The following is a 19,228-nucleotide window of genomic DNA, read 5'->3' on the forward strand; positions in this document are numbered from 1 at the left end:
GATCGGTACTTCCGTCGGCGGACCACCGGCCGGACGTCCGGATCTCCGACGCCGTCCTTTCACCCCGTTGCGGTACGAGGTTCGACCGGGTTCGGAGTACCCCGCCTGATGTTGTTCATCACACCGTCACGAGACCGTCTTTTCGCCTGGCCAGGACCAGCGGGGCAGTGGCCGGCCCGCCGGCGTACTAGCGTGCGGAGCAGCCGACCTGGAGGAAGCACAGATGTTCGTTCCGCGCCGACACCGCCGCAGCCGGTCGCCACTGGCCGTCGCCGCCACCTGCCTGGTCGTAGCGGCCGGCCTGGTCGCCTGCTCCGGTGCGGACGGCCCGCAGCGCACCGTCGACGCCTTCCTGGAGGGTTGGCGTAAGGGCGACCTGAACGCGGTCGGCTTCGTCGACCCGACCGGCGCGAAGATCTCCGCCGGCACCGTCGTCCAGGAGATCCGGGAGCTTTCCGGCGAGCTCGTCGACGCGCCGCTCACGCTGACCCGCCAGGGCGACCCCGAGGTCGTCCAGAACACCGCCACCGCCAGCGTCCGGGCGGAGTGGACGCTACCGGGCGGGACGAGGTGGGCGTACGACCGGCCGGTGCGGCTGACCCAGGGCCGCGACGACCAGTGGCAGGTCATCTGGGAGCCGCAGATCGTCCAGGAACAGCTCACCCGCGGCGATCGGCTGGGACTGCGGCGGGACCGGGCCACCCGGGCCACCGTGCTCGACGGCGCCGGTGAGCCGATCGTGGCGCCCCGCGACGTGGTCCGGGTGGGGTTGCAGCCCAACGAGGTGACCGACGTCAAGGCCATGATCCGCGAACTGGACAGCGCGTTCCGCGCCATCCGGCCGGCGATCACCCCGCCCGTCGACCTGTCGGACCTGCCGAAGCGGCTGAAGGAGGCGAAACCGGACGCGTTCGTCGAGGTGGTCACCCTGCGCGACGAGGCGTACCGACAGATCAAGTCCCGCATCTACCCCCTGTCCGGGACGAAGTTCCCGACCGACAAGCTGGACCTCGCACCCACCCGCGAGTTCGCCCGGGCGGTGCTCGGCACCGTCGACCCCGCGTACGCCGAGGACCTCGCCAACCATCCCGACCGCTACTCCCCCGGCGACCTCGTCGGTCACGGTGGGCTGCAGGGCCGCTGGGACGAACGGTTGCGTGGCGTACCGGGCCTGGCCGTCGTCATCAACCGGGCCGGGCCGGACGGCACCGTCGAGTCGACCGGCACCGAGGTGTTCCGCAGCGAACCCCAGCCCGGCCAGCCGGTTCGCACCACCCTCGACGTGGCCACCCAGAACGCCGCGGACCGGGCGCTGCGCGCGGAACGCCGGCGGGCCGCCCTGGTGGCCGTTCGGATCACCGACGGTGCCGTGCTCGCCGCCGCCAACGGCCCCGGCGCCACCGGGGAGAACCTGGCCTTCACCGCGCAGGTGCCACCCGGTTCGACCTTCAAGATGGTCAGCGCGTTCGGGCTGATCGAGCGCGGCGCGGTCACCCCCGACACCACCGTCGCCTGCCCGAAGCGGTTCGTCGTGGACGGGCGCGCCTTCAAGAACTCCGACGACTTCGCCCTCGGCGAGGTGCCGTTCCGCACCGACTTCGCCAAGTCGTGCAACACCGCCTTCGCCGCGCTCGCCCCCCAGCTGGGCGCGGACGGCCTGGCCGTCGCCGGACGCACCCTCGGCCTGGAAGGCGAGTGGGGCGACCTGGGCCTGGACGCGTTCACCGGCAAGGTCTCGGCGAACGGCGGCGCCACCGAACAGGCCGCCGCGGCGATCGGTCAGGGTACGACTGTGGTCAGCCCGCTGGCCATGGCGGCGGCGACCGCGGCGGTGGCCCGGGGCAGGTTCCTGCCACCGCAGCTGCTCGTGGATCCCGCGCCGGAACGGGCCGCCGAGCCCGGGCCGCAGTTGCAGCCCGAGGCGGTGACGGCGGTCCAGGAGATGATGCGCGAGGTGGTCACCAGCGGCTCCGGGACCGCCCTGCGGGACGTGCCGGGTGAGCCGGTGCACGGCAAGACCGGCACCGCCGAGTACGACGACAACCCGGAGAACACCCACGCCTGGTTCGTCGGCTGGCAGGGCGACGTCGCGTTCGCCGTCTTCGTCGAGAAGGGCGGCTCGGGCAGCGGCACCGCGGTACCGATCGCCGAGCGCTTCCTGCGTGCCCTGGCCGACTGAGCGACCCAGCGGTCGTGCGGAATCAGGCGGCCGGCCCGCCGGTGGCGGTCGCCGGACGGGTGGTCTCCGTCGAGACACCCGCGCCGCCCAGGTCACCGTCGGCCAGGTCAGGGTCAGCCGGGCCACCGTCGGACACGTCGGCGCCGCTCGCGGCATCGTCGTGGAGCTGACCGCCGTGGACCGGTGCCGGTGCGTCCGGTGGGCCGAGCTGATCGATGCTCCGGCGCGGCTCGGGAGCGGGAGCCGGCGCCTGCTCGGCACGCAGCCGGGAGGGCGCCGAGCCGGGGGCGGTCACCGGCCGCAGGCCGGACACCACGGTGTTGACGATCTCCGCGGCGTACCCGCCGTCCGGGTCGTAGTCGGGGTCGAAGACGGTCAGCTCGACGCCGAGGCAGTGCGGGGTGTCGACCAGACCGGCGAGCAGGATCTCCAGCTCGGCGAAGGCGATGCCACCCGGGTCGGGCGCGTCGACCGCCGGCATCACGGCGGGGTCGAGCACGTCCACGTCGACGTGCACCCAGTAGCCGGCGCAGTCGGCCAGTTGCTCGTGCGCCCACTGGGCGGTACGCGCCGCACCCTCGGCGCGCAGCGCCGGCACCGGTCGGGTGATGATCCCGGCGGCCTGCAGGTCGAGCCGGTACTCGTCCTGGGCGCGGATGCCGAGCACCACCACGTCGACGTCCCGGAAGTAGGGTCGCCGTCCCTCGATGCCCGCCAGGTCGGCCTGGCCCCGGCCGGTGACCAGGGCGAGGTCCTCACCCGCCGCCGCACCCACGTACGACGCGTTCCCGGGGTGCCGGAAGTCGGAGTGGCCGTCGACGAAGACCAGCCCGATCCGGCCACCTACCGCCTCGCCGAGCCGGTGCATGGCCAGCGCCGAGCCGAGCAGGATCGAGCAGTCACCGCCGAGGACCACGGGAAACTCGCCCCGGTCGATGATCGCGCCGATCCGGTCGGCCAGTGCCGCCGAGTAGTCGGCGATCTCGCGCGCGTGGCAGACGCCGTCGCCGGGTCGCCAGTCACCGGCGTCGTAGCGGGGCGGGGTCAGGCAGCCCGCGTCGCGGGCCCGCAACCGGGGCAGCAGCCCCTGGTCCCGGAGCGCACCGGGTGCCTTCCCGCAGCCGGGAACGGAGGTGGGCGTGGGCGGGCGCAGGCCGAGGTTGCTCGGCGCGTCGAGGACGGCGATCCGGCGCATCATGGGCCGCCTTCGTTCGCGACTGCGGGGCTCGCAAGCTCACTCCTCGCGCTCACTGAAGCTCCCGTCCTCCTGGGGTGGAGGCGGGCCGGCGACACGCCGGCCCGCGCTGGCGTGGCAGGTACTCAGAACAGGGCGCTGGCCAAGGCCCGACGGGCCGAGGCGACGGCGGGGTCGTCCGGGCCGGCGATGGCGAACAGGCCGACCAGGTGCTGGCGTACCTTCTCCCGGTCGTCACCCGCGGTGCGGCGGACCAACCCGACCAGGCGCTGGTACGCCTGATCGGCCAGACCGCTGAGCACCTCGATGTCGGCGGCGAGCAGTTGGGCGTCGACGTCGTCGGGTTTGGCCGCCGCGGCGGTGAGCGCGGCCTGCGGATCGGCGCCGGCCACCCGGCGGGCGAGTCCCACCTGGGCCAGCCCGGCCTCGGCGGCGGCGTCCGCCGGGGTTTCGGCGAGGATCTTCCGGTACGCCTGCTCGGCGGCGTCCAGGTCGCCGCTCATCAGCGCGTCGTCCGCCTCGTCGAGCCGTGGATCCTCCGGCTCGGTCACGCTCACCCCGCCGGCCTTGAGCACGGCCTGGATCCACTGGCGCAGCTGCGCCTCGGGCACCACGCCGGAGAAGGCGTCGACGGGCTGCCCGCCGACCACCGCGTACACCATCGGGATGCCCTGGACCCGGAACATCTGCGCGAGCCGCGGGTTGGCGTCCACGTCGACCTTGGCGAGCACCCAGGCGCCGCCACCCTCCACCGCCAGCCGTTCCAGCACCGGGGAGAGCTGCTTGCAGGGCTGACACCACTCGGCCCAGAAGTCGATCACGACGGGTGTGGTCAGCGAGCGCTCCAGGACCTCGGACTGGAAGGTCGCCTCGGTCACGTCGATGACGGTGACCCCGCCGACGGCGCCGCCGGGTGCCCCGGCGGGCGGGCCGGCCTGGACCGGAGCCGGTGTGGAACTGGGGGCAGGGGTGCGCAGCGCGCTGAGGTCGACCGCGCCGCGGGTGAAGATCGACGAGGTGATCCGTGGGTCGCTCATGGTTGTCTAGTCTCGCACGCAGTCCGCCGAACTCGGATCAGCCTCGGCCCGCGCAGTTGCCACTGTCACCCCTGCCCAGCCGCCCTGGTGGGCCGAAGGTCAGAACCGTGCGGGCTCGCGGTAAACGCCCCATTCGGCCCGCAGCGCGTCGCAGATCTCGCCCAGCGTCGCCTCCGCCCGGACGGCGTCCAGCATCGCCGGGATCATGTTCCCCCCGGTACGGCTCACCGCCACCATCGCCTCGACCGCGGCACGCACCCGGCCCTCGTCCCGAGCGCGCTTGCGCTCGGCCAGTGTCCGGCGCTGTTCCACCTCCACCTCGTGCGAGATGCGCAGGATCTCCAACTCCTTGGCGACCGTACCGGTGTGGCAGTTGACGCCGACGATCTTCTTGTCGCCCTTCTCCAGCGCCTGCTGGTACGCGAACGCGGCCTCGGCGATCTGTCCGGTGAACCAGCCGTCCTCGATGCCCCGCAGGATGCCGGAGGTCATCGGCCCGATCTGGTGCGGGCCGTCGCCACCGAGCGCGCGGATCCGGGCGAAGATCTCCTCCGCCTCGGCCTCGATCCGGTCGGTGAGCGCCTCGACGTACCAGGAGCCGCCCAGCGGGTCGGCCACGTTCGTCACCCCGATCTCCTCCATCAGCACCTGCTGGGTACGCAGGGCGATCTCGGCGGAGGAGTCGGTGGGCAGGGCGAGGGTCTCGTCCAGGGCGTTGGTGTGCAGCGAGTTGGTGCCACCGAGCACCGCGGCGAGCGCCTCGACGGCGGTGCGTACCACGTTGTTGACCGGCTGCTGCGCGGTCAGCGACACGCCGGCGGTCTGGGTGTGGAACCGCAGCCAGAGCGCCTTCTCACTGGTGGCGCCGTAGACGTCACGCAACCAGCGGGCCCAGATCCGGCGGGCGGCCCGGAACTTGGCGATCTCCTCGAAGAAGTCGACGTGCGAGTCGAAGAAGAAGCTCAGCCCGGGGGCGAAGACGTTGACGTCGAGCCCACGCGACAGCCCGAGTTCGACGTAGCCGAAGCCGTCGGCCAGGGTGTACGCCAGCTCCTGCGCCGCCGTCGAGCCGGCCTCCCGGATGTGGTACCCGGAGACCGACAGCGGCTTGTAGCGCGGGATCTCGGCCGCGCAGTACTCCATCAGGTCGCCGATCAGGCGCAGGTGCGGCTCCGGGTCGAACAGCCACTCCTTCTGCGCGATGTACTCCTTGAAGATGTCGGTCTGCAACGTCCCGTCGAGGCTCGACAGGTCGGCACCCTGACGCTCGGCGGCGACCAGGTACATGCAGAACACCGGCACCGCCGGGCCGGAGATGGTCATGCTCGTGGTCACCCCGGCCAGGTCGATGCCGTCGAAGAGCACCTCCATGTCGGCGGCGCTGTCCACCGCCACCCCGCAGTGGCCCACCTCGCCGAGCGACTGCGGGTCGTCGGAGTCGCGCCCCATCAGGGTGGGCATGTCGAAGGCGACCGAGAGCCCGCCGCCACCGGCGCCCAGGATCATCTTGTAGCGCTCGTTCGTCTGCCGGGCGTTGCCGAACCCGGCGAACTGGCGGATGGTCCAGGTCCGCCCCCGGTAGCCGGTCGGGTGCAGGCCCCGGGTGTAGGGGAACTCCCCGGGCCAGCCGATCCGCTCGAAGCCCGGGTACGCGACGCCCTCCGGCGGACCGTAGACCGGCTCGACGGGCATCCCGGAGAGCGTGGTGAAGTCGGCGTCCCGCTTGCGCGCGGAGTCGTAGCGGGCCTGCCAGCGGGCCCGCCCGGCCGCGATGTCGTCGGCGTTCATCCCCGGGCTCCTCCTCGAGTCCTCGACTGCGATCGAGTGTAGAGCCCCTGCCTGAACGATCGATAAGGTAGTTCGTACCGACCGGTAACCCGAGCTGCGCGAACTCAGCCGGCGGGACCGTCGATGGCCACGTCGTCCACCCGGATGTTGATCTCGTCGACCCGCAGCCCGTACGCCTCCACCGCCCTGGTCACCGCGACCCGCACCGCCGTGGTCACCTCGGGCACCGGATGCCCGGCGTCGGTCACGAGCACCAGGTTGATCACGGCACCGCCGTTCGTCACGTGCGCCGAGCACCCCCGCCGCGCGTCGCCGACCTGGTCGAGCCCCACCCGGTCGAGCACCGCGTTGAAGAACCGGGCGATGTCGCCACCCAGCTCGACCACGCCGGGCACCGACTTCGCCGCCGCCACCGCGATCTTCTCCACCACCTCGTCCGAGATGTGGGTGCGCCCGCCCGCCACCGCGTCCGGCGTCATCGCCAGCTCCTGCGTCATCTCGTGATCCATGCGTCCCCCAGCGGCCGTCGCGGCAGCCGCGCAACCGCGCGGCGGTGCGAGCCTAACCGTCTCCGGCGGTCCGCAGTGGACGCGGTCATCCGGAGAGCTGAGCCAGCAACGCCTCGGCTGCCGCGTACGGATCGGTGGCACCGGCCGCCACCTCGGCGGCGAGCGCGGGCAGCTGCGTACCGTCGCGCAGCGAGCCGATCCGGGAGCGGAGCACGCCCAGCGCGATCGCCTCGACCTCGGCGGCGGCCCGTGCCTCGCGCCGCCGGCGCAGCTCGTCGTGCTCGACCAGCCAGGCGCGGTGCTTGTCGATCGCGGCGGCGACGTCGTCGATGCCCTCACCACGCGCGGCGATCGTCCGCACCACCTGCGGACGCCACTGGCCCGGCCCACGCTCGCCGAGGGCGATCATGCCCTGGATGTCGCGGACCGTGGCGTCGGCGCCGTCCCGGTCGGCCTTGTTGACCACGAAGACGTCGGCGATCTCCAGGATGCCGGCCTTCACCGCCTGGATCGCGTCGCCCATTCCGGGCGCGAGCAGCACCAGCGTGGTGTCGGCCAGGGAGGCCACCTCGACCTCCGCCTGCCCGACGCCGACGGTCTCCACGAGCACCACGTCGCAACCGGCGCCCTCCAGCACCCGCACCGCCTGCGGGGTGGCCGCCGACAGCCCACCGAGATGCCCTCGGCTGGACATCGAGCGGATGTAGACGCCCGGGTCGGTGGCATGGTCCTGCATCCGAACCCGGTCACCGAGGATCGCGCCGCCGGTGAACGGACTGGACGGGTCGATGGCCAGCACCCCCACCCGGTGACCGTGCGCGCGTAGGGCCCGGACCAGCTCGTTCGTGGTGGTGGACTTGCCCACCCCCGGCGAACCGGTCAGGCCCACCACCTGGGCCCGTCCGGTGTACGGGGCGAGCGCCGCGGCGATCGCCGGCACGGTCCCGTCGCCCGACTCGACCAGGGTGATCAGCCGGGCGACCGCGCGGGGGTCACCGTCGCGGGCCCGTTCGACGAGCATCGGTACGTCCCGGCTGCGGCGCACCGAACCGGTCGCCGCCGCCGGGACGCGGGTGTCCGACTCGCTCACAGATCGGTTTCGCTGGGGTCGGGCACGTGGATGATGAGCGCGTCGCCCTGGCCCCCGCCGCCGCACAGCGCGGCCGCGCCGGTGCCGCCGCCACGCCGCTTGAGTTCCAGCGCGAGGGTGAGCACGAGCCGGGCACCGGACATGCCGATCGGGTGGCCGAGCGCGATCGCGCCGCCGTTGACGTTGACCTTGTCCGGGCTGACGCCGAGGTCACGGATCGACTGGATGCCCACCTGGGCGAACGCCTCGTTGATCTCGATCAGGTCGAGGTCGGAGACGGCCAGGCCACCCTTGCGCAGGGCGTGCTGGATGGCGTTGGACGGCTGCGAGTGCAGGGAGTTGTCCGGACCCGCCACGTTGCCGTGCGCTCCCACCTCGGCCAGCCAGGCCAGACCCAGCTCCTTGGCCTTCGCCTTGCTCATCACCACCACGGCGGCGGCGCCGTCGGAGATCGGCGAGGAACTGCCGGCGGTGATGGTGCCGTCGGAGGTGAACGCCGGACGGAGCTTGGCCAGGGACTCGGCGGTGGTGTCCGGCCGGATGCCCTCGTCCTCGCTGATCACCAGCGGGTCACCCTTGCGCTGCGGGATGACCACCGGGGTGATCTCCTCGGCGAAGTGGCCGTTCTTCTGGGCGGCGGCGGCGCGCTGGTGGCTGCCGGCCGCGAACTCGTCCTGCTCCTGGCGGGTGATGCCGCGGGTGCCGCCGTGCCGCTCGGTGGACTCACCCATCGAGCAGCAGTCCCAGGCGTCGGTCAGCCCGTCGAGTGCCATGTGGTCCTTGATCACCACGTCGCCGTACTTGTAGCCGGCACGCTGACCGAGCAGCAGGTGCGGGGCGTTGGTCATCGACTCCATGCCGCCGGCCACCACGATGTCGAACTCGCCGGCCCGGATCAGCTGGTCGGCCAGGGCGATCGCGTCGAGACCGGAGAGGCAGACCTTGTTGATCGTCAGGGCCGGTACGGACATCGGGATGCCGGCCTCGACGGCCGCCTGCCGGGCGGGGATCTGCCCGGTGCCGGCCTGGAGCACCTGGCCCATGATCACGTACTGCACCTGGTCGGGTGCGACTCCCGCCCGTTCGAGCGCGGCGGAGATGGCGATGCCGCCGAGTTTGGTCGCCGGTAGGTCCTTGAGGTTGCCCAGCAGGCGCCCCATCGGGGTCCGCGCGCCGCTGACGATCACCGAAGCCATACCTGCCTCCGAGGGGATGCCGCACTGTACGCCTTAACGAATGTTCGGCCAGACTAACGTCATGCCTGAGAACTCCCCCGCCGAGCCCGCTGCCGACTATGTCACAGACATCGGGCTGCGCCGCATCGACCATGTCGGGATCGCGGTGCCCGACCTCGACGTCGCCATCGACTTCTATCAGCGCACGTTCGGGATGCGCTGCGTGCACACCGAGACCAACGCCGAGCAGGGCGTCCGGGAGGCGATGTTGACGGTCGGGCCGAGCGCCGAGGGCGGTTGCGTGCAACTGCTCGCGCCGCTGACCCCGCAGTCGACGATCGCGAAGTTCCTGGACCGCAACGGGCCGGGCGTTCAGCAGGTGGCGTACACGGTGACCGACATCGACGCGGCCTGCGCGGCGCTGCGCGAGCGTGGCGTACGGCTGCTCTACGAGACCCCGAAGCGCGGCACCGCCGACTCCCGGATCAACTTCGTGCACCCGAAGGACGCCGGCGGCGTATTGATCGAACTGGTGCAACCGGCCGCGTCCCACTGACCCGGCCCGCGCCCACCCGACCTGACGAGCCGCGAGCACGGAGGTGTGCGCTTGCCCGGGCAGGCACGCACCTCCGCGCAGTGGCCGATGCACTTTCTCACAGGAGGCTTCCAGCCTTAGCTACCGTTCAGTAACCTCCGGCCTCACAGGTAGCCCGGTGGCGCGGTATGTGGCGGCGGCCGACATGGTGACGGCCGCCGAACGGCGTCGACGATGGCAGCCCCAGGCCCGCCGCCGACGCGGCGAGAACCGGAGGTCACCGTGCAGGAGATTCTCGAAGCCATCATGGCCGCGGACGGGTCGGCCGACCCGGCGCGCGAGTTGGCCGGCGTCGCCGGGCTGCCGGTACCGGAGAGCTACCGGGGCGTGGTCGTCCGGGCCGGGGAGACCGGGATGTTCGACGGCATGGCCACCCGGGACAAGGACCCCCGCAAGGCCCTGCACCTGCAGGAGGTGCCGACGCCGGAACTCGGCCCGGGAGAGGCGCTCGTCGCGGTGATGGCCAGCGCCATCAACTACAACACCGTCTGGACCAGCATCTTCGAGCCGCTGTCCACCTTCAGGTTTCTCACCCGCTACGGCCGCACCTCTGAGCTGGCCCGTCGGCACGACCTGCCGTACCACGTGGTCGGTTCCGACGCGGCGGGAGTGGTGCTCCGGGTCGGTGCCGGGGTGAGCCGCTGGCGTCCGGGCGACGAGGTGGTGGCCCACTGCCTGTCGGTCGAGCTGGAGGACGCGGCCGGTCACGACGACACGATGCTCGACCCGCAGCAACGGATCTGGGGGTTCGAGACCAACTTCGGTGGCCTGGCCGAGCTGGCCGTGGTCAAGGCCAACCAGCTGATGCCCAAGCCGGCGCACCTGAGCTGGGAGGAGGCGGCCAGCCCCGGGCTGGTCAACTCGACCGCGTACCGGCAGTTGGTGTCGCACCACGGCGCGAACATGAAGCAGGGCGACGTGGTGCTGATCTGGGGCGCCTCGGGCGGGCTGGGCGGCTACGCCACCCAGTTGGCGCTCAACGGCGGCGCCATCCCGGTCTGTGTCGTCTCCTCCGCGGAGAAGGCGGAGCTGTGTCGACGGATGGGTGCCGAGCTGGTCATCGACCGCTCCGCCGAGGGCTTCCGGTTCTGGTCGGACGAGGAGACCCAGAATCCGGACGAGTGGCGCCGCTTCGGCGAGCGGATCCGGGAGCTCACCGGCGGCGAGGACCCGGACATCGTCTTCGAACACCCGGGCCGGGAGACCTTCGGTGCCAGCGTCTACGTCGCCAAGCGCGGTGGCACCGTCGTCACCTGCGCCTCCACGAGTGGCTTCCTGCACCAGTACGACAACCGCTACCTGTGGATGCACCTGAAGCGGATCGTGGGCAGTCACTTCGCCAACTACCGCGAGGCGTGGGAGGCCAACCGGCTGGTGGCGCTGGGGAGGATCCACCCCACCGTGTCGAGGACGTACCCGCTGGAGCGGACCGGCCAGGCCGCGTACGAGGTGCACCGCAACGCCCACCAGGGCAAGGTCGGCGTGCGCTGTCTGGCCCCTGCGGACGGACTGGGCGTACGCGACCCCGAGCTACGCGCCCGCCACGTCGAGGCCATCAACCGGTTCCGTGGGCGCTGACCTGACGGCCGAGGCGCCGGTGGCCATTCGGTGATCGCCGATTGGCTTTCCACACGGGCGGCCTGACGCCCATTCGTGTGAGAGAGCGACGCGGAAACAAAGGGGCCGTGCGCGATCCCGCCACGGCCCTTTTCCACGTCACGCTCCGTGCCATCCGGCTCGCCCCGGAGCTGGCAAGATCGCCTGTCGACCCGGTGGCCGACCACCGCCCGGAGTTGACCATGTAATGCGGACGGCAAAGGGCGGCACGCTCTTGCGAAGCACCCCAGGGAGTCTGCCAGTATGTCCCAATGCCCCAGCAGCAGTCCTCCCCTCTCGCGTTCTTCGATAACGCGAACTCGCAGCCAGATTTCACGGTTGGCCTGCGCGGATACAACACCGGTCAGGTCGACGACTTCATCGGCCGGCTCAACGCCGCGCTGAGCCAGGCCAACAAGGACCGCGCCGACGCCGAGCAGGCGCTCAACGACGCGCAGCGCCGGCTCCGGCAGTCCGAGCAGCGGCTCACCGCCCTTGAGCAGAAGCTCACCGACACCAGCAAGCAGCTGGAGGAGAACAGCCGGCCCACGCTGTCCGGCCTCGGCACCCGGGTCGAGCAGATCCTCCGGCTCGCCGAGGAGCAGGCCAACGACCACCGCAACGAGGCCAAGCGCGAGTCGGAGGGCATCCTCTCCGCCGCCCGCCTCGAGGCGCGGGAGATCACCGACAAGGCGCGTGCCGAGGCCGCGGCCATGAAGGCGACCGCCGAGCGGGAGGCCGGCAACGTCCGCACCGCCGCCGAGCGCGAGGCCGCCGAGGTGCGCGTCCAGGCCCGACGCGAGGCCGACACGCTGCGCGCCGACGCGGATCGGGAGACCAAGCAGCTGCGTACGGTGACCGCCCACGAGGTCGCCGAGCTGAAGTCCACCGTGGAGCGCGAGGTGGCCACCCTGCGGGCCACCGCCGAGCGCGAGATCACCCAGCAGCGGGCCAAGGCCGCCCGCGAGGCCGAGGAGAAGCGCGCCGAGGCGACCAAGCTGCTCACCGACGCCCGCGACAAGCGCGACAAGGATCTCCAGGCTCTGGAGTTGCAGCTCGCGGAGCGGCGGGAGAAGGCCGAGCGCGAGGAGTCGGAGCGGCACGCCGCCCAGGTCGCGCAGACCCAGAAGCTGGTCAACGAGGCCGAGCAGCGGGCCCGCGCCGCGCAGGACCGGGCCAAGGAGATCGAGCAGCGCGCCGAGGCCCGCCGGGTCGAGTCGGAGCGCAACGCCACCGAGACGGTGGAGAAGGCCAAGGCCCTGGCCGAGCGGACGCTCAACGAGGCGCGCGCCGAGTCGCAGCGGCTGCTCAGCGAGGCCCGCACCGAGGCCGAGCTGACCACCCAGGCGGCCAGCCGCGAGGTCGAGGACCTCACCCGGCAGAAGGATGCCGTCACCGCCCAGCTCGTCCAGATCCGGTCCAGCCTCGCCGGCCTCGCCGGTCTGGTGCCGGGGGTGGCCGACGCGGTGGTCGCCAAGGTCGAGGCCACGAAGGCGGAGGACACCAAGGCGGAGGGCTCCGAGAAGCCCGTCGCCGCCGAGTCGGCCAGCTGAGCCGCCTCCCGTACCGGGGCATGAATTTACGGCGTGAGGTGACACCGGGACACCGGTGGCACCTCACGCCGTCATGCGTCCCACACCCGCCGCGATCCGTGTGAAGTACCTCCAATCCACGGCGTCCGTATCGCCCCAGGAGGGCCTGATGCGTGTGAGGATGGGGGCATGTCGCACGGCGAGGAACTGTTCGCGCTCGGCGGGGACGTGACCACGGAGCCCAGCTTCGAGTCCGCCCTGCGGGGGTACGAGAAACGACAGGTCGACCGATACGTCGCTCGTGCGGAGCACGAGATCGCCGCGCTCGCGGCCGAGCGGGAACAGGCGTACACCCAGATCCACAAGCTGGCCGGTCAGGTCGAGGTGCTGCAACGTGACCTCGCCCAGGTGCGCAAGCAGGTCGGGGTCGTCGACCGAGCCGCCTTCCGGCATCTCGGGCCACGGGTGGAGCAGATCCTGACGCTGGCCGAGGAGCAGGCCGAGGACATCCTCTCCGCCGCCAACGAGGAGATCGAGGCCCGGCGGGCCGCCGCCGAGCACATCATCGAGGAGGCTCGCGTCGCGGCGGCCACCGCGCTCAAGGACTTCGAGATCGCCCTGGCCGCCCGCCGGGCCGAGGAGGAGCGGCAGGCCGCCGCTCGCCGGGCCGAGTCGGAGGCCGCCGCGAAGTCGGCGAAGGAGGAGGCCGCCCGGCTGCGCAAGGCCGCCCAGGAGGCCCTGGACCGGGCGCAGCAGGAGGCCACCCAGCTACGGGACGCGGCCAAGGAGATCCACAGTCGGGCCCAGCAGGAGGCGACCAAGCTGCGCGACGCGGCCCGCGAGGCGCTCGCCACCGCCCAGCAGGAGGCGACCCAGCTGCGCGACGCCGCCAAAGAGGTGCACGCGAACGCCCAGCAGGAGGCGCGACGGCTGGTCGACCAGGCCACCGAGGCGGGCCGGGCCACCCATGCCAAGGCCCAGCAGGAGGCCAAGCAGATCATCGACGACGCCGCCGAGGCTGGCCGGGCCGCCCGTAACAAGGCCCGTCAGGAGGCCGAGCGGCTGAGCACCCAGGCGACCGAGGCGGCCAAGCGCACCCGCGCCGAGACCGAGGCGTACGCCCAGCGGATGCGCGGCGAGACCGAGGCGTACGTGCAGCACGCCCGGGCGCAGGCGCAGCAGGAGCTGGGCGCCTGGCGGGCCGGGGTGGAGAAGGAGGTGAACAGCCGACGCGAGGCGGCCGACCGGGAGCTGACCGAGCGCAAGGCCACCGTCGAACGCGAGTTCACCGCCCGCCGCGATCAGCTCGAGAAGCAGTACAAGACCCGCAACGCCGAGCTGGACGAGCGGATCCGCACCCGTACCGCCGAGCTGGAGTCCGGCTTCGAGAGCCGCAGGTCCCAGCTCGAGTCGGAGTACACCGCGCGGAAGAACGAGATCGAGCAGGGCGCCGACCAGATCCGCCAGGCCGCCGAGCGGGATGCCGCCGCGCTACGCGGGCAGGCCGAGGAGCAGGCCGGTGAGCTGCTGCGCCAGGCGGAGACCGAGTCGACCACGAAGCGAGGCGAGGCCGACGAGTACGTCGCCACCGTCCGACGCGACGCCGACGAGTACGCCGACACCACCCGGCGGGAGGCCGACGAGCACGTCACCGCCGTGCGGCGCGAGGCGGACGAGCACGTCGCGGCGTCCCGCCGCCAGTTCGAGGAGTACGCGGCCACCACGCAGCAGCACCTGGCCACCACCCAGCAGCACCTCGCCGCCACCCAGCAGGAGGCGGCGGCCAGCCGGCAGCAGCTCGCCCAGGTGATGTTGGAGATCGCCAAGGCCCAGCAGCAGCTCGCCGACCTGCGCCAGGAGACGTGGAAGTCCCGGCAGGAGTCCGACGAGCTGGAGCGCAAGCTGCTCGGCCTGCGGCTCCAGGCTACCTCGGCTCCCGCCGCGTCGGCCGCGCCTGCGGTGGCAGCTTCGGCCACGAACGGGGCACGCCCCGTCGGCGTCTCAGCGAACGGTGCTCGACCCTCCGGCGACGATGCCCCGGCGGCGGGCGGCCGGACCGGTGACCGTCCGGGCGGGGACGATGCCCGGCCGGCGACGAAGCCGGTGGCGGAGCCGGTCACCACTGTCGAGGACTCGTCGCCGACCCGGCCGGCGGCCGAGCCCACGAGCGCCGACGGCGGCACCGCGAGCGAAGGACTGGACGGCGAGCCGACGGTGGCGGCGGTTCCCGGCGAGGGTGGCCGAGGTGCCACCCCGACGAAGATCACCAGCACCGGCGAGAACGGCAAGCGCCCCACCAAGCCGACCACCGACGAGCGGACCGCCAAGCCCAGCACAGTCACCTCCGACTGACGCCGCCCAGCCGACCCCAGCGGCGATCATGCAGTTGTGGCGGTTACAAAGCGGTCCACTGCGGACAAGTCAACCACCACAACTGCATGATCGGCGGGCGGGTGGGGGGTGGTGGCGGGGTCGGGTCCAGGTGAGGAAGCGGGAGAAGAGGGCCTGCGGCGTGGGGGCGTCGTGCGGGTTGAGGTGGTACAGGTCGCGCATGGCTTCGTGCATCAGGCCGGCGAGGTAGACGGACAGACCGGTCAGGTTGTCTTTGTACTCCGCCCGCAGCACCAGTCGCGCCTCCCCGCAGGGCCAGGGCTGCCCGTCGGTACGGCAGCACCAGGTCGGCCGCAACGGCGTGTGTGGCGGTCGACCTGGCCGGGCCGCGCGCTCAAGTGACACAGCAAGCTCCGCAAGGACGGCTCCCGGGTGCGGCTGTCGTGGCCAGGGCAGCGACAGCCGCACCCGGAGCGGGTTCGAAAAGGGCCGCCCACAGGGGGATTGCGGGCGGCCCCCGCCTGAACCCGTCCGCGCCCTCCGGGCAACGAACGAATCCGGCATGGCTGACAGTCTGGTGACGGGACCACTACTGTCGGAAGGCATCGAGGCTGGTGGTGGCCCTGGTGCGGGATGCGGAGGCCGCCGGGGAATGCCGAGTGGTTCTCGGCCGGCGATTGTGGAGGCAGTGTGGAGCAGACCACGGCGGACCTGATCCGGTCCCAGCTACGCCGGCTACGCGTCACCGCCGGGTTGAGCCAGGAGGAGTTCGGGAAACTGGTGCACTACTCGGCGTCGATGGTCTCCGCCGTGGAGACCGGCGCCCGGCCGTACGATCGCCAGCTCCTGGCCCGGGCCGACGAGGTGCTGACCTCCGGCGGCCTGCTGGGGTCGCTGCTGCGGATCGCCGAGCGGGAGGGGCAGCCGTCCTGGTTTCTGCCCTGGCTGGACGCCGAACGCCAGGCCCGGCAGCTGCGGGTCTTCCAGCCGACGCTGGTCCCCGCGCTGCTCCAGACCGAGGGCTACGCCCGCGCGGTGATCCGTTGCGACGACCTGCTCAGCGACGACGAGGTCGAGCAGCGGGTGGCCGCCCGGCTGGACCGGCAGGCCATCCTCGACCAGCCCGACCCGCCGCAGCTCGTCGCGGTCGTCGACGAGGCGATCCTGCACCGGCGGGACGAGCGCTTCCGGACGCTCATGGGGCACCAGATCGAGCACCTGATCGCCTGCGCCGAGCGCCCGAGCGTGAGCGTCCACGTCGTACCGCTCAGCGTCGGGCTGCATATCGGCCTGTCCGGGCCGTTCTCGTTGGCCAGGGACGCGGACGGCGGCTGGGTGGCGAGCCAGGAGACCCAACTGACCGCCGCGCCGACCGACAACGAGGCGAATCTGGCTACCCTGTTGGCGCGCTGGGAGACGGTGCGCAACGAGGCACTGTCCCGCCAGCAGTCGATCGCACTCCTCAACGAGATGGTGAAGTCATGGCCCTGAACGGCGCGACCTGGCGCACCGCCACCCGCAGCGGCAACACCGACTGCGTGGAGGTGGCCGACAACCTGCCCGGCCTGGTGGCCGTCCGGGACAGCAAGGACCGGCGGGGCCCGGTGCTCGCGTTCACCCCGTCGACCTGGCGGTCCTTCGTCGCAACGCTCAAGCGGACCTGACTCGCCCCAGCCGCTCGCGCTGAACCACCCACGCCCTCAGCTCGACAGCGTGCCCGCACCAGCACTGCGGGGCGACGGCACTACCCTGCCGAACAGGGCCGCCGGCTCGCCGGCCCGGCAGGCTCATTTCGACCCGGCGGCACCGCCGGAACAGCCGACGGGGAGACCTGATGGCGCAACACGAACCCGATGAGGCCGAGCCGAGACCGGCCGAGCGGGAGCAGCACGACTCGAAGCCGCCAGGGGCCGACGAGGCGACCGGCGCGCCGCAGCAGCGTCCGGTAGGTGCCGATGCCGGCCGCTTCGGCACCCCCGGGCGACCGCTGCGCCGCAACAGCTTCCTGGTCGGATTCACCGGTGCGCTCGGCGTACTGCTCGCGTACGCGGTCTATCTGGGGGTGCGCAACGCCGCGGGGATCCTGGTCCTGGTGGTGATCGCGCTCTTCCTCGCGGTGGGCCTGCACCCGGCGGTGGTCCGGTTGCGGTCCTGGGGGTTTCCGCGCGGGTTGGCCGTGGCGACGGTCGTGCTGATCGTGCTGGCGCTGCTGGCGGCCGGGGTGCTGGCGCTGGTGCCACCCATCGTCACCCAGTCCGGGCAGTTCGTCGAGCAGTTGCCGAGCTACCTGGAGTCGCTGCGCCGCAACGAGACGGTGAACGACCTGGTCGAGCAGTTCGACCTGATGCGCCGCGCCCAGGAGGCGACCAGCGCGGACATGATCGGCCGGGCGTTGGGCGGGGTGCTCGGCGGGGCACAGCTGGTGTTCGGCACCGTCTTCCGGGTGCTCACCGTGCTGGTGCTGACCATCTACTTCCTGGTCTACTTCGACCGGCTCCGCAACCTCGGGTACGCGTTGGTGCCGCGTTCCCGTCGGCAGCGGGTGCAGCTGATCGGTGACGAGATCCTGACCAAGGTCGGGGCGTACATGGTGGGCGCGCTCGCCATCGCCGTGCTGGCCGGGGCGAGCACCTTCGTGTTCGCGCTGGTCGTCGGCCTGCCGTACCCGTTCGCCCTGGCGGTGGTGGTCGCGGTGACCGACCTCATCCCGCAGATCGGCGCCACCCTCGGTGCGGTGATCGTCAGCCTGGTCGGCTTCGCCACCGATCCCTCGGTCGGCATCGCCTGCGTGATCTTCTTCGTGGTCTACCAGCAGGTCGAGAACTACCTCATCTATCCCAAGATCATGCGGCGGTCGGTGCAGGTGAACGAGGTCGCCGCGCTGGTGGCCGCGCTGCTCGGGGTCGCGCTGGTGGGGGTGATCGGCGCGCTGATCGCCATCCCGACGGTCGCCGCCATCCAGCTCATCCTCCGCGAGGTGGTCCTCCCCCGCCAGGACGCCCGCTGACCCTGCCGGGCCAGGGCGAACCGGCAGAGGCCGCCAGCGCGGTTCAGTCGGCCTGGCGCTGTGGTGGGCCCGACACCGGGACGTCGGCGAACGCGGCGACCGTCCGGTCGGCGTACGCGCTGGCGTCGCCGGTCTCCATCGGGCCGTCCCAGGTGGTCGGCAGCGGCACCGGCGCCGCCGGGTTGACCCGCCGCACCACCTCGTCCAGCACGGTCTCGGCGTCACCGACCCAGAGGTGCTTGGCACCGGGCACACCGACCACCTCCGCCTGCGGGATCGCCGCGAACCGCTCGCGGGCCTGCTCCGGGCGCAGATAGTCGTCGAACTCCGGCACCAGGGCGGTGACTGGTTTGCCCGACTCGGCCCACTGGGCCAGGTCGGACGGGCCGGAGTAGCGCAGCGGCGGGGACAGCAGGATCGCGCCGGTCACCGCCGGGTCGCAGCCGTAGCGCAGCGCCAGGTCGGTGCCGAACGACCAACCCAGCAACCAGACGTTCGGCAGTTCGTGGAACTCGGCGTACTCGATGGCGGCGGCGACGTCGAAGCGCTCGCCGACGGCGGAGTCGAAGCTGCCCTCGCTGGTGCCGCGCACACTGCTGGTGCCCCGGGTGTTGAACCTGAGCACGGCCACGTCGGCCAGGGCGGGCAGCCGCCAGGCCGCCTTGCGGAACACGTGGCTGTCCATCATTCCGCCGTGGGTCGGCAACGGATGCAGACAGACCAGGGTCGCGGCCGGTTCCCGGTCGACCGGGCGGGCCAGCTCGCCGACCAACCGCAGGTCGTCCGCGGTGTGCAGCTCGATGTCCTCTCGATGCCCGGGCAGGATCGAGGAGGCACGGATCGGTGCGCTCATGCCTCCAGTCTCCCGTTCCGCCGCCCCCGCTGGATCACCGGGGCCCGACGGTCGCGGGCCCGCCAGCAACCGGTGTGCCAGTGCCGGCGGTCGGTGAGGTCGCCCCGACCGTCCGCCGGCCAGGCCACGACGTGCGCCACACCGGGCCGGATCTCCTGGTCGCAACCGGGGCAGCGGTACGTCTTGGTGGACGAGCCGCCGCTGATGCCGCGCACCTGCCACTCCCCGTCCCGCCACTGCTGGACCGCGGCGACGCCGTGCCGGGCGCGCTCGGCGTCGAGGCGCACCGCGTCGTCGCGGCGGGGACGGTTACGACGGGGACTCACGTCATCAAGCGTACG

The 19,228-nt window shown here is 72.2% G+C and carries 17 protein-coding genes; 8 read left to right on the forward strand and 9 right to left on the reverse strand.

The genetic code is table 11. The features are described 5' to 3' along the window. Positions 1-223: 223 nt before the first annotated feature. On the forward strand, positions 224-2,179 hold the full coding sequence (locus tag O7605_RS04405) for a penicillin-binding transpeptidase domain-containing protein (RefSeq protein ID WP_269738025.1): 1,956 nt from the start codon (positions 224-226) through the stop codon (positions 2,177-2,179). Positions 2,180-2,201: 22 nt separating this feature from the next. Here O7605_RS04405 and O7605_RS04410 read toward each other — a convergent pair whose 3' ends face one another. The 6 genes from O7605_RS04410 to O7605_RS04435 form a co-directional block, all read right to left on the reverse strand. Further along, positions 2,202-3,377, reverse strand: a complete 1,176-nt coding sequence (locus O7605_RS04410) for an arginase family protein (RefSeq protein ID WP_269738026.1) — start codon at positions 3,375-3,377, stop codon at positions 2,202-2,204. Positions 3,378-3,499: 122 nt separating this feature from the next. Next, the gene (locus O7605_RS04415; protein ID WP_269738027.1) at positions 3,500-4,411 is read right to left on the reverse strand and encodes a tetratricopeptide repeat protein; all 912 of its coding nucleotides are present in this window, start codon (positions 4,409-4,411) and stop codon (positions 3,500-3,502) included. A gap of 99 nt (positions 4,412-4,510) precedes the next feature. Further along, a complete protein-coding gene (locus tag O7605_RS04420; protein WP_269738028.1) occupies positions 4,511-6,199 on the reverse strand; it encodes an acyl-CoA mutase large subunit family protein in 1,689 nt (562 codons plus the stop codon). Between the two features lie 104 nt (positions 6,200-6,303). After that, positions 6,304-6,708, reverse strand: coding sequence for an Asp23/Gls24 family envelope stress response protein (locus tag O7605_RS04425; RefSeq protein ID WP_269738029.1), 405 nt, complete (start codon positions 6,706-6,708; stop codon positions 6,304-6,306). A gap of 85 nt (positions 6,709-6,793) precedes the next feature. After that, entirely contained in the window at positions 6,794-7,729 is a 936-nt protein-coding gene (meaB, locus tag O7605_RS04430) for a methylmalonyl Co-A mutase-associated GTPase MeaB (protein WP_443083898.1), read from the reverse strand. Between the two features lie 65 nt (positions 7,730-7,794). Further along, positions 7,795-8,994 carry an acetyl-CoA C-acetyltransferase gene (locus tag O7605_RS04435; protein ID WP_269738031.1) on the reverse strand — a complete coding sequence of 400 codons (1,200 nt, stop codon included), beginning with the start codon at positions 8,992-8,994 and terminating at the stop codon, positions 7,795-7,797. Between the two features lie 61 nt (positions 8,995-9,055). Here O7605_RS04435 and mce point away from each other — a divergent pair, with 61 nt between their 5' ends. The 4 genes from mce to O7605_RS04455 all read left to right on the forward strand — a co-directional run bounded on the left by mce (position 9,056) and on the right by O7605_RS04455 (position 15,048). Then, positions 9,056-9,529 carry a methylmalonyl-CoA epimerase gene (mce, locus tag O7605_RS04440; protein WP_269738032.1) on the forward strand — a complete coding sequence of 158 codons (474 nt, stop codon included), beginning with the start codon at positions 9,056-9,058 and terminating at the stop codon, positions 9,527-9,529. 261 nt (positions 9,530-9,790) lie between these two features. Further along, on the forward strand, positions 9,791-11,146 hold the full coding sequence (gene ccrA / locus O7605_RS04445) for a crotonyl-CoA carboxylase/reductase (RefSeq protein WP_269738033.1): 1,356 nt from the start codon (positions 9,791-9,793) through the stop codon (positions 11,144-11,146). A gap of 290 nt (positions 11,147-11,436) precedes the next feature. Beyond that, complete coding sequence (locus O7605_RS04450; RefSeq protein WP_164447617.1) at positions 11,437-12,717, forward strand: DivIVA domain-containing protein; 1,281 nt, start codon at positions 11,437-11,439, stop codon at positions 12,715-12,717. A gap of 168 nt (positions 12,718-12,885) precedes the next feature. Beyond that, on the forward strand, positions 12,886-15,048 hold the full coding sequence (locus O7605_RS04455) for a hypothetical protein (RefSeq protein WP_269738034.1): 2,163 nt from the start codon (positions 12,886-12,888) through the stop codon (positions 15,046-15,048). A 69-nt stretch (positions 15,049-15,117) separates the two neighbouring features. Here O7605_RS04455 and O7605_RS04460 read toward each other — a convergent pair whose 3' ends face one another. Next, positions 15,118-15,432, reverse strand: coding sequence for a hypothetical protein (locus O7605_RS04460; protein ID WP_269738035.1), 315 nt, complete (start codon positions 15,430-15,432; stop codon positions 15,118-15,120). A gap of 285 nt (positions 15,433-15,717) precedes the next feature. Here O7605_RS04460 and O7605_RS04465 point away from each other — a divergent pair, with 285 nt between their 5' ends. The 3 genes from O7605_RS04465 to O7605_RS04475 all read left to right on the forward strand — a co-directional run bounded on the left by O7605_RS04465 (position 15,718) and on the right by O7605_RS04475 (position 18,034). Continuing rightward, entirely contained in the window at positions 15,718-16,518 is an 801-nt protein-coding gene (locus O7605_RS04465; protein ID WP_269738036.1) for a helix-turn-helix domain-containing protein, read from the forward strand. Beyond that, positions 16,509-16,691 (forward strand): DUF397 domain-containing protein, encoded by a 183-nt coding sequence (locus tag O7605_RS04470; RefSeq protein WP_269738037.1) that lies wholly within the window; start codon positions 16,509-16,511, stop codon positions 16,689-16,691. The genes O7605_RS04465 and O7605_RS04470 overlap by 10 nt, the downstream gene beginning before the upstream one ends. Positions 16,692-16,861: 170 nt before the next feature. Continuing rightward, the gene (locus tag O7605_RS04475; RefSeq protein ID WP_269738038.1) at positions 16,862-18,034 is read left to right on the forward strand and encodes an AI-2E family transporter; all 1,173 of its coding nucleotides are present in this window, start codon (positions 16,862-16,864) and stop codon (positions 18,032-18,034) included. 43 nt (positions 18,035-18,077) lie between these two features. Here O7605_RS04475 and O7605_RS04480 read toward each other — a convergent pair whose 3' ends face one another. Beyond that, positions 18,078-18,887: an alpha/beta hydrolase gene (locus O7605_RS04480; protein ID WP_269738039.1), complete on the reverse strand. Its 810-nt coding sequence runs from the start codon at positions 18,885-18,887 to the stop codon at positions 18,078-18,080. Then, a complete protein-coding gene (locus O7605_RS04485) occupies positions 18,884-19,174 on the reverse strand; it encodes a hypothetical protein (protein WP_269738708.1) in 291 nt (96 codons plus the stop codon). Before O7605_RS04485 ends, O7605_RS04480 begins: the two co-directional genes overlap by 4 nt. Between the last annotated feature and the right edge of the window lie 54 nt (positions 19,175-19,228).

It is taken from the genome of Verrucosispora sp. WMMA2121 (assembly GCF_027460185.1).
Lineage (GTDB): Bacteria > Actinomycetota > Actinomycetes > Mycobacteriales > Micromonosporaceae > Micromonospora > Micromonospora palythoicola.

Coding starts and splice junctions, on each gene's coding strand:
- O7605_RS04405 (WP_269738025.1), top strand. CDS start 224: ATGTTCGTTCCGCGCCGACACCGCCGCAGCCGGTCGCCACTGGCCGTC.
- O7605_RS04410 (WP_269738026.1), bottom strand. CDS start 3,377: ATGATGCGCCGGATCGCCGTCCTCGACGCGCCGAGCAACCTCGGCCTG.
- O7605_RS04415 (WP_269738027.1), bottom strand. CDS start 4,411: ATGAGCGACCCACGGATCACCTCGTCGATCTTCACCCGCGGCGCGGTC.
- O7605_RS04420 (WP_269738028.1), bottom strand. CDS start 6,199: ATGAACGCCGACGACATCGCGGCCGGGCGGGCCCGCTGGCAGGCCCGC.
- O7605_RS04425 (WP_269738029.1), bottom strand. CDS start 6,708: ATGGATCACGAGATGACGCAGGAGCTGGCGATGACGCCGGACGCGGTG.
- meaB (WP_443083898.1), bottom strand. CDS start 7,729: ATGCTCGTCGAACGGGCCCGCGACGGTGACCCCCGCGCGGTCGCCCGG.
- O7605_RS04435 (WP_269738031.1), bottom strand. CDS start 8,994: ATGGCTTCGGTGATCGTCAGCGGCGCGCGGACCCCGATGGGGCGCCTG.
- mce (WP_269738032.1), top strand. CDS start 9,056: ATGCCTGAGAACTCCCCCGCCGAGCCCGCTGCCGACTATGTCACAGAC.
- O7605_RS04450 (WP_164447617.1), top strand. CDS start 11,437: ATGCCCCAGCAGCAGTCCTCCCCTCTCGCGTTCTTCGATAACGCGAAC.
- O7605_RS04455 (WP_269738034.1), top strand. CDS start 12,886: ATGTCGCACGGCGAGGAACTGTTCGCGCTCGGCGGGGACGTGACCACG.
- O7605_RS04470 (WP_269738037.1), top strand. CDS start 16,509: ATGGCCCTGAACGGCGCGACCTGGCGCACCGCCACCCGCAGCGGCAAC.
- O7605_RS04475 (WP_269738038.1), top strand. CDS start 16,862: ATGGCGCAACACGAACCCGATGAGGCCGAGCCGAGACCGGCCGAGCGG.
- O7605_RS04480 (WP_269738039.1), bottom strand. CDS start 18,887: ATGAGCGCACCGATCCGTGCCTCCTCGATCCTGCCCGGGCATCGAGAG.